9 protein-coding genes are annotated in these 8,762 nt (G+C 57.5%); 5 read left to right on the forward strand and 4 right to left on the reverse strand.

All coding sequences use genetic code 11. The annotated features are described in order from the left end of the window. The first annotated feature begins 142 nt into the window (after positions 1-142). Entirely contained in the window at positions 143-451 is a 309-nt protein-coding gene (locus B3397_RS11275) for a hypothetical protein (protein WP_296249995.1), read from the forward strand. A gap of 494 nt (positions 452-945) precedes the next feature. Then, entirely contained in the window at positions 946-1,470 is a 525-nt protein-coding gene (locus tag B3397_RS11280) for a BRO-N domain-containing protein (protein ID WP_296249997.1), read from the forward strand. Positions 1,471-1,699: 229 nt separating this feature from the next. Here the strand turns inward: B3397_RS11280 and B3397_RS11285 are convergent, their stop codons facing one another. Next, positions 1,700-2,206, reverse strand: coding sequence for an ankyrin repeat domain-containing protein (locus tag B3397_RS11285; RefSeq protein ID WP_414704374.1), 507 nt, complete (start codon positions 2,204-2,206; stop codon positions 1,700-1,702). A 90-nt stretch (positions 2,207-2,296) separates the two neighbouring features. Continuing rightward, positions 2,297-3,772 carry a catalase KatB gene (gene katB / locus B3397_RS11290; protein WP_414704375.1) on the reverse strand — a complete coding sequence of 492 codons (1,476 nt, stop codon included), beginning with the start codon at positions 3,770-3,772 and terminating at the stop codon, positions 2,297-2,299. Between the two features lie 342 nt (positions 3,773-4,114). On the opposite strand from katB, the gene B3397_RS11295 reads away from it, so the two are divergent. Then, entirely contained in the window at positions 4,115-5,275 is a 1,161-nt protein-coding gene (locus B3397_RS11295) for an ATP-binding protein (protein ID WP_296250000.1), read from the forward strand. A 214-nt stretch (positions 5,276-5,489) separates the two neighbouring features. Here the strand turns inward: B3397_RS11295 and B3397_RS11300 are convergent, their stop codons facing one another. Further along, positions 5,490-5,939 carry a GNAT family N-acetyltransferase gene (locus tag B3397_RS11300; protein ID WP_296250002.1) on the reverse strand — a complete coding sequence of 150 codons (450 nt, stop codon included), beginning with the start codon at positions 5,937-5,939 and terminating at the stop codon, positions 5,490-5,492. A gap of 421 nt (positions 5,940-6,360) precedes the next feature. On the opposite strand from B3397_RS11300, the gene B3397_RS11305 reads away from it, so the two are divergent. Beyond that, the gene (locus B3397_RS11305; protein WP_296250003.1) at positions 6,361-7,206 is read left to right on the forward strand and encodes a DUF6216 family protein; all 846 of its coding nucleotides are present in this window, start codon (positions 6,361-6,363) and stop codon (positions 7,204-7,206) included. Between the two features lie 67 nt (positions 7,207-7,273). Next, the gene (locus tag B3397_RS11310) at positions 7,274-7,699 is read left to right on the forward strand and encodes a lysozyme inhibitor LprI family protein (RefSeq protein WP_296250004.1); all 426 of its coding nucleotides are present in this window, start codon (positions 7,274-7,276) and stop codon (positions 7,697-7,699) included. Between the two features lie 112 nt (positions 7,700-7,811). Here the strand turns inward: B3397_RS11310 and B3397_RS11315 are convergent, their stop codons facing one another. Further along, positions 7,812-8,591, reverse strand: coding sequence for a hypothetical protein (locus B3397_RS11315; RefSeq protein ID WP_296250005.1), 780 nt, complete (start codon positions 8,589-8,591; stop codon positions 7,812-7,814). Positions 8,592-8,762 lie beyond the last annotated feature (171 nt).

An 8,762-nucleotide genomic window follows, 5' to 3' on the forward strand; every position in this document is an offset into this window, starting at 1 on the left:
ATATAGCGCACGCCATGCTAACCGTCCAGTCAGCACATCAACGTCGAAATAACGACGACCTTACCCATACATACATCACTTCACGTATCGTAGCAGAGGCGAGTTTGAGACCATGCCAATCAAGAAGAGGTAGGAGACAATGATGAAAAGCAACGAGTTACCAACAGAAATGTCTTGCGAGGTCGACCTTACGCTGACCTATGGTATTGCCCCTGGTCTCCGCCGTCAGGCGAGTTACTCGGCCCAGCCGATTTTGATCTGTCGAGAACTAGCCAAAAAAACGAGCGTCCAGGTGGGTAACTTAGGTGTGGATTTGCTGAAATCGCCTGCTATCAGTCATGCGCAAATTATTCTACCAGACGGAACAGTGCTGTCTGGAGCTGTAACCAAAGTCAGCCCCTGCGGCACCTACTTTGAGATGATTGAGGATAAGGATGTGAATCGCCCCTAGTTTCGCAGACGCCATCAAGCTTCAAGGAAGGGTTGCTGACTTCGCGTAACTGTCCGCTCCTGGCCGATAGCAGACGCTTACAAAACCACGTCGATTCAGGCTCTCCACCCCCACCAGACTCCAAGTCCCGCATCAAACGCCAATACTCCGCACAACCCCACAACTGCGATCGCTCCCAACAGACGCGGATGCCCCACCCAAAACTGAGTGGCGAAAGTTTCAGAAAAGTCCTACGCACCTCTCCATTGCCTCATCGCACCATCCGCCCTACCCTGCCATCGCGCCTAAGAAACGCAATCACACAGCGGTCTACCGCCCCCGACAGATGCGGCTTCTGGAGCCTACGGTTACACTTCGTCTCCGGAAAATCTCTGTTATGTCGGGAGTGGGCTAATACAAGACCCGAAAGGGGAATATGTCCGGCCCTCTGTGTGGGGTTTCTTAGCTCCCGACACCCAGCCCTAAGAAGCTGCAATCACGCAGAGGTAAAGGAAATGCCTATTCATTGCACCCCCACCCTATTCACCCGCCACAACCGCCCCCTCCACACCCTCTGGCTCGAATCCCAAGCCTGGTTCCACGCCCGCGACCTCGGCCGACTCATGGGTCGTTTCCTCGACGCCCACGCCGTACGCAAGCTCGACCCCGACCAAACCCGCACGCTGTCACTCCTGCAATACGGCGAATACCAAGACACGCTGATGGTCAGCGAATCCGGCGCCTATACCTTGCTGGTCAATCACAACGTGCCGGAGAACCGCAGCCTTCGACACTGGCTTACCCATGAGGTAATCGCGGTGATTCGTGATGCGGAGCTACCGGCGGGGGAGTTAGTGCCAAGTATTAGCGTGATGCAGTGGCCAGGGTTGCGGCTGAGTGTGCTGCATTGGCAGAACGAGAGCTGGATGCGGATGCGCGATTTGCCGGTGATGCTGAAAAGCGAGGAGGTCGATCGCGGCAGGTTGCAATCTGCGGCGCGTGTTGGCTGGTGGAAAGCATCGGCGCGGCTGTTCATGTGAGGTATCCGTATTCCATTAGATGCTCATCGCCCACCTGCAGCGTCTGGTCATGTCGCTGAAAAACGCATCCGAGTACATGTCGAGCTGTCATGTCGCTGAAAGCCGTTTTCAGCGACACGTTATTGGAACGTGTCGCTGCCAGCGACATGACTTGTGTGGGATCGGTTCAGGGATAGCTTTGGTGCGAAGGTTGAAGGGCCGGGGTGTTTGGACCCGGCTTACGCCGGTGCTACTGGGTGGGGGCGAAATGGCCTTGTGCGAGTGCGCGAGGGGTGTTGCCCAGGGCGTCGCGGGCGTTCAGGTCGGCACCTTTGGCGGTCAGGGCATCGAGGATGTCTTTGCGTTGGAACAGCGCGGCGTACATGGCTGCGGTTTGACCTGAATGGTTGCGTTCATCCGTCGCGCAATCAGCATCCATCAGCCGGTGGGCGATGCTTAGTTCGCCTTTGAAGATGGCGCCCATCAGGGCGGTGTTGCCACGTTTATCCTGGCTGCACGGGTTGGCGCCGGCGGCGAGCAGTTGTTCCACGGCGGCTTGTTGACCGTGGTAGGCGGCGAGGATCAGCGCGGTGTAGCCGCTTTCGTCACGGGTGTCCAAGTCGTAATGGGCCTCGATGAAAGCGCCCAAACGGTCGGTGCTGCCCGTGCGGGCCGCGTCGAAATACAGCTCGCGAAGTTGCTGACGGGTATCGGCAGCGAGTATGTCGTCGGCCATGACAGCTGTTGTAGCCATCATTGCAGACCACATGCAGAGAATGAGATATCGCATGGGTTTTGCCTCCTCGACAGTCACCGACTGTCATTTAACAGTCGGTGACCAGGTGCGTCAGTCCTGAAGCTTGGCGGCCAACTGCTTGACCTTTTCCAGGTCGCCTTTGGCAACTTTGGTGACGCCTGTGCCGTAGGCCGGATCGGCCTTGTACAAATACGAGAGCATGATGTGTTTGCTCTCGGTATCGGTATCAGCCAGGGAGCCGCCGAAGCTGTTGATCAGGTCTTGCTGTTCTTTCGGGGAGTAGGAACGGTACAGGTCGCCGGCTTGTTTGAAGTTTTGCTCGCGCTGAATCTTCGCTTGTTGAGTGGAGCCGCTGAGCGCCGCCTGGCTGTAACGAGCATTGTCGTCCGCTGGGCGGGGGTTGAGGCGACTTGGCTCATAGTTCACGCCGCCGGTGGTATGGCCGCTGTTCAAGGCGCCATCCTGATTCCCGTTATTGACGGCCACCTGTGGACGGTTGATTGGCAGGCTCATGCCATTGGCGCCCAGGCGGTACATCTGGGTGTCGGCGTAGGAGAACACGCGACCTTGCAGCAGGCGATCTTCCGACGGTTCGATACCGGGCACTACATTGGAAGGTGCCATGGCAACCTGCTCGGTTTCCTGGAAGAAGTTGTCAACGTTCTTGTTCAGTACCATCTGGCCAATTTTCTGTTCCGGTACATCGGGCCAGATCTTGGTGGCGTCCAGTGGGTCGAAGGCGAACTTGGCAAGGTCCTCAGGCTTGAGCACCTGGATGTACAAGTCCCACTTCGGGTAGTCGCCTTTGTTGATCGCGGTGACCAGGTCGTGAGTCATGTGAGCGTAGTCTTTGCCTTGGGTTTGCTCGGCTTGCGCTGGGTCCAGGTTCTTCAGCCCTTGCAGGCTCTTCCAGTGAAACTTCACGTAGTGCACTTCGCCCTTGGCATTGACGAACTTGTAGGCGTGCACGCCGTTGCCATCCATGAAGCGATAGCCGGCTGGCGTTCCTTCGTTGGAGTAGAGCAGCGTGAGGGTACGGGTGGCTTCTGGTACGTGGGAGAAGAAGTCGAAACGACGGGAGTCGTCATCCAGGTTGGTCCGCGGATCGGGCTTGAACGCGTGGACCATGTCGGGAAACTTGATGGCGTCGCGGATAAAGAATGTCGGGAAGTTGTTGCCGACCAGATCCCAGTTGCCGTCGGCAGTGTAGAACTTGGTTGCGAAACCGCGGGGGTCGCGCAGCGTTTCAGGCGAATGGTTGCCGTGCACCACCGACGAGAAACGCACAAACACCGGGGTGTGAGTGCCTGGCGTGAAGACTTTGGCCTTGGTCAGTTCACTGATGTTGCTGGAGGCAGTGAATTCGCCGTGCACGCCGGTACCACGCGCATGCACCACACGCTCAGGAATGCGTTCACGGTCGAAGCGCTGGAGTTTCTGCAGCAGCTGGACGTCTTGCAACAGCGCGGGGCCATTGGGCCCGGCTGTTTGGGAATTCTGGTTGTCGCCGACAGCGGCGCCGTTATCGCGGGTCAGGGTGTCGGCGAAAGCCGATGGCACGGACATGCTTGTCGCCAATACGGCGAGCGCGTATCCAGATAAGGTTCTGATTTTCATGGTGAATCCCTCACGGTTCTTGGTTTTTGAACGGATTGGCGAGGGTAACGGCAATGGCAGCGAGGGCTAAATTGGAAGGGGCTATGGGGGCGATAGAATTAGAAAGCGGACGGTGCGGGAACCTTTTCGAGTCGATTCGCCTCCGCCTTTTCAGGTGACGCGCTCAGTGGTGTATCAGTCAGGCGTGGTTGTTGGGGGGACAAATGACTTCCGTAGCCGTGACTCTATAATCGCTCTATAGTCGTCTATAATCGCTCTATAATTGGCTATAGAATCATCCGGGAGCCGCCTGTGACTCAAGACATCCTCTACCACCGCCCTGCGCTAGCCGAGCGTCTCTCGAAGTTGATCATGCAGGTAACGGTGGGCTCCGCAGCCAGCTCTGGCGTGTTTCTCGCAGCACCGCGACGCACCGGTAAATCAACCTTCGCCCGCGAGGATTTGCGCCCTGCCCTGGAAGCCGCAGGCGCCATCGTGCTGTATGCCGACCTCTGGAAGGATCTCACCAAAGACCCTGGTGAAGTGATCGTCGAAGCGATTCAGGAGGCTGTCAGACGCAGCGAAGGCTTCATCTCCCGCTTGGCAAAAGCGTCGGGCATGGACAAGGTCAACGTGGGCGGTCTGAGCTTCAATCTGGACAAAATCGGGCTGGGCAAGGGTATTGACCTCACCCAGGCCCTCGTGGCGCTTTCTGACGAATCCAAGCAGATGATCGTGTTGATCGTCGACGAAGCCCAACATGCGATCACCACTGACCAAGGCGTAGCGGCCTTGTTCGCACTCAAGGCCGCGCGGGACGAGCTGAACAGTTCGAAGCACCACGGGTTGCGCATTGTTTGCACTGGCTCCAACCGGGACAAGTTGGCCATGTTGAGAAACAGCAAGGACCAAGCGTTCTTCGGCGCATCGATGGTGCAGTTCCCTACTCTGGATGAAGATTTCATTGAGTGGTTTTGTGCGAACCTGGACCTGCAGCATCCGCTGGACCCGTCGCAGGTGTTTCCGTTATTTCAAGAGAGCGGGTATCGCCCCGAGTTGCTGGGTGCCGCGGCCGACGCGATTCGGTTTGACTTTGCCCTGCCGGACAAGGACATCCCCGTGCGCTTTGCCGCCCTGGTACGCGCACAGGCGGACGAATTGAACGGCAACCTCAAGAAAGTGCTACACAGTCTTACGCCCATTCAGTCTGCGGTCATTCGTGTGATGAGCGCCAAGGGCGAGGACTATGCGCCCTTCGAAGCCGCCACATTAGCGCTGTATGGCAAAGCGATGGAGCAGGCCGGTCTCGACGTTGGGGAATTGACCGTGGAAGTTCCAGGGGTACAGCAGGCGTTGATCGCTCTTCAGGAAAAGAAGCTGGTGTGGAAGGCGTCGCGAGGGATTTATGCAGTGGACGAACAGGTGATTGTGGAGCTGTTACGTGCTGATGGGATGTTGGAGGGGTTGGGTTGATAAGTGAGCCAAGATCGGCACTCACTGATCGGTAAATATCCGGAATCTGTATCTGGTCATTCTTAGGTAAGGGCGATGAAATCAGGGTGCGCGGCTCAACCACGAGATCGTTACCCGCGCCATGAGCCTTTATCGGATAGCCGGCAATGCGACGAACAAGCCTTGCAACATCCTGCAGCGAACTGTGCGTCATCCCGTCTTTCCGAAGATTGGCTCAGGGCGCTAGGCGCTTCTCGAAATACACCCGACTAAACCCCTCCTCCGTCCGCCGGTCCACCTCCACGTATCCCAGCTTTGGGTAAATCGACAGGTTCTCAGTCATCTTCTCGTTCGTGTAGAGATGCACCGCTTTCAGCCCGCGCTCCCTGGCAGTGTTCTCGCAAAAATTGATGAGCGATTTACCCACACCACGGCCGGCCACGCTTGGAAGTACCGCAACGTTCTCAAGCAGGACGTGATCGTGTTGGATATGGAACACGATGAAGCCTTGGAAAGCACCCCACTCATCCACCGCAACAAAAATTAGCCCCGCAGCGATCTGCGCAGCAAAGTCGGCCACCATCGGTGCAGGCTTGCGACCTATCGATGGCACGTACTTCGCGTAGGCTTGTATGGCGCAGCCTCGGATATCAGCTTCGTCGGTGGCTTTGGCTAGGCGAATCACGGGGGAGCTCTTCAGAAAGCAGGTATCCGATACTGGCGCAGCAGCACAATCGTCGCAACTCCATTACACAACCGAAGGCTTCTATAAACGCTCTATAATCGGTCTATAGTTTCCTATAATCACGCACAAGGCCTGACCCAGAGCCTTTCCAAATACGCTCGAGTCCTGGCTGGCTAGTCAACCTCGATACCCCGCCCGCTCCTACCGCTCCAATTTATTAGCCACTCCGTTACCGCTCCCCGCACAAGCCCGTACGTGACACTCCAGTGAGTGACGCCCTGCTACATCACTGCATTTCAGTGCGAAAAGTCGTACAACGATTGACGAGGTTATCAGGTAGCCATCTTGATGCCGCTCATGCAGTCTATCGCGCTTCAACCCCGCCGCTGGCGCACTACGCGTTACCCATCAAGGAAGCTTCATGACAGAAAAGGAATTGAGTGAAACCGCATTCAGCTGGTTTCTTCAGCACTACGACGCGCTGGCGGCAATCGGTACGGGCCTTACCGTCGCGATGGCCGTCGTATGGCTATACAACCGGGTCGGCTCGCTGACTTTTCTGAAGGATCTGATCTGGCGAATGTTCGGCTCGCAACCGACGTTCGACAGAGAGTGCTTTGAAGTACGTCGGAGGGATCAACGGGAGGTCGAGCATTTTCGCTACGAGTTCAACATACCGGTGACCACGATAGAACAGGCGGAATTGGCCGAACGCTGGATCAGTGAACGCGGGCTTTCCACCTGGGATGTAAGCTCGGCCAAAGGCTTGATCGACTGGGGCGACTACCGCGAGATATCGCTGAAGCCAAGTGCACTCAGTCGCAGCACTACCCGATGGCTCAAGGGTTTCCTGATCGCCTGCATGCTGGGCGTTCTGGGCATGCTTACCATCATGTCCAGCGCCTATGTGATGGTCAGTTTCAAGCACGATCCAGACGCGCCCTGGATCTATCTGGGCAAGGATCATGTGAAGCTGTCGATGTTTGGCACCGAGCATATGGTTCTGGACGACTGCCGTAACTCGGAGAGCCTGAAGAAATTCTCGTCCGAGGAGCTGCCGGAGGAGCGATTGGACGTGATTTGCTCGTTCCTGATCGACAAGACGTATGCCCGGTATGTGCAGGAGAAGCTGGCGGAGCAGCGAATACTGTGTGGGATGTTTCTGCTGTGGTTCGCTGGCGGGGCTTATTCGCTGCTGTGGCGGTTGTTTCGGATACGGGCGGCGCTTCGTATTCATACGCAGTTGGAGATGGGGAAGGCTGATTGACGCGGCTTACGCCGCTGCTACAGGTGGGGTATATGATTGGGACAAACTTCGAGATTACAGGTGATGCATGCTCTTCTTACATCGAACGCTTCTGAATGCCGCGCTGTTGCTGAGTGTTGCCGGATTCGCTACGGGCACGTTGGCTGCCGGTAGCGAGGCAGCATCGGGCTTCAGCGCTGACTATGACAAATGCATGGATGCCAACACCACTACCTCTGGCATGGTCGAGTGCATCACTGCTGAAACCCGGCGTCAGGACCAGCGACTGAATGCCAACTATCAGCAGGGAATGAAGACACTCACCGCACAGCAGCGTACGGCACTGCGCGATGTGCAGCGGCAGTGGATTCAATTTCGTGATGCCGACTGCGCACTGGAGGTGGGTTTGACCGGCGGAACGATGGACCGGATCAATGCGCAGACGTGTTTGCTGCAGGCAACCAAGGTAAGGGCTGATGCGTTGGCGGTGAGGTTTTTGCCACAGGATCGGTAAACGCTTTCGGGCCCTCTTTGCTGGTCAGGTTGCCACTTATCACCGCCCTTCAGATCGCTATCGCGGGCAGAGCCCGCTCCCACAGTGGAGCGGTGTCGCCCGCATCGATCGCTCACACCCTCAGGCCGTCCTCGGGTACAAATATCCACCCCTCTAGCGGATCGATGCCCTCCTCCGGCTGGACAAGCCACTGCGGCCGGTTCGCAAACGTCCAGGCCAGCAAGGCGCACGTCAGCGCATCCTGTACATCGACATGCTCCATGCCGGGCACGAAGCTTCGCTGACCGACCTCACCCACTGCCTGATCCAGGTAGAACGGTGCCCGTAATAGCTCGATATTTGCAGACCGTTTGCAGGCCGATGGATACGCTTCGATGGCGCGCATGAGCTGGCCGTCTGTCCAAACACCACAGCGTTGTTTGATCGGTGCGAACCGTGCCAGTACGTGCATGCCTTTGGTGGCTTGGCTGCCGATCATGTCCTTGATTGGGGACAGCGGGTAGAGCCCACGCTCGAACAGGAAATGCTCGGTGCGCCGGTGTAGGTAGGGGTTGCTGGATGATTGGCCGATGGTGGGCACTGCCAGGCCGCGGGAGATCAGGTCTATGAGTGGTTTGGAAAAACCGAGCGGGGTGTCGATGCCCAATAGGACCTGGGGCGTGGCGTGCTCAGCGGTGTGTATGTGGCACAGTTTCAGCAGCGCGAGGACGAACTGTTCAGTGGTTTCTGACTCGTTGATCATGCGCCGCAGGTTACCCCGCCAGGGTTTGCCTACCAGGCGGCGGTCGGCGTCCAGGGCGACCAGAGCGTCGCGGCTGGCCGGGTTGCGATCGCAGTTCCAGCCGCCGACGTCCCAGCCTATGAACAAAGGGGTTGAGGTTGGGTGGGTCATGGGCGGCGCTCTTGAGGCTGGGATAGACAGTATTGAGCCATGTATCACACCTGGATGAAACGCCCCGTAGCAGCGGCGTGAGCCGCGTCATGGTGCGCCGTGGTGTATCCGATGGATCGCGGTGGGGCCGGACGTGGTGTATCAGATGGATCGTGGTAAGCCGCGTCATGG

It is taken from the genome of Pseudomonas sp. UBA4194, assembly GCF_002379585.1.
Taxonomy (GTDB): Bacteria; Pseudomonadota; Gammaproteobacteria; order Pseudomonadales; family Pseudomonadaceae; genus Aquipseudomonas.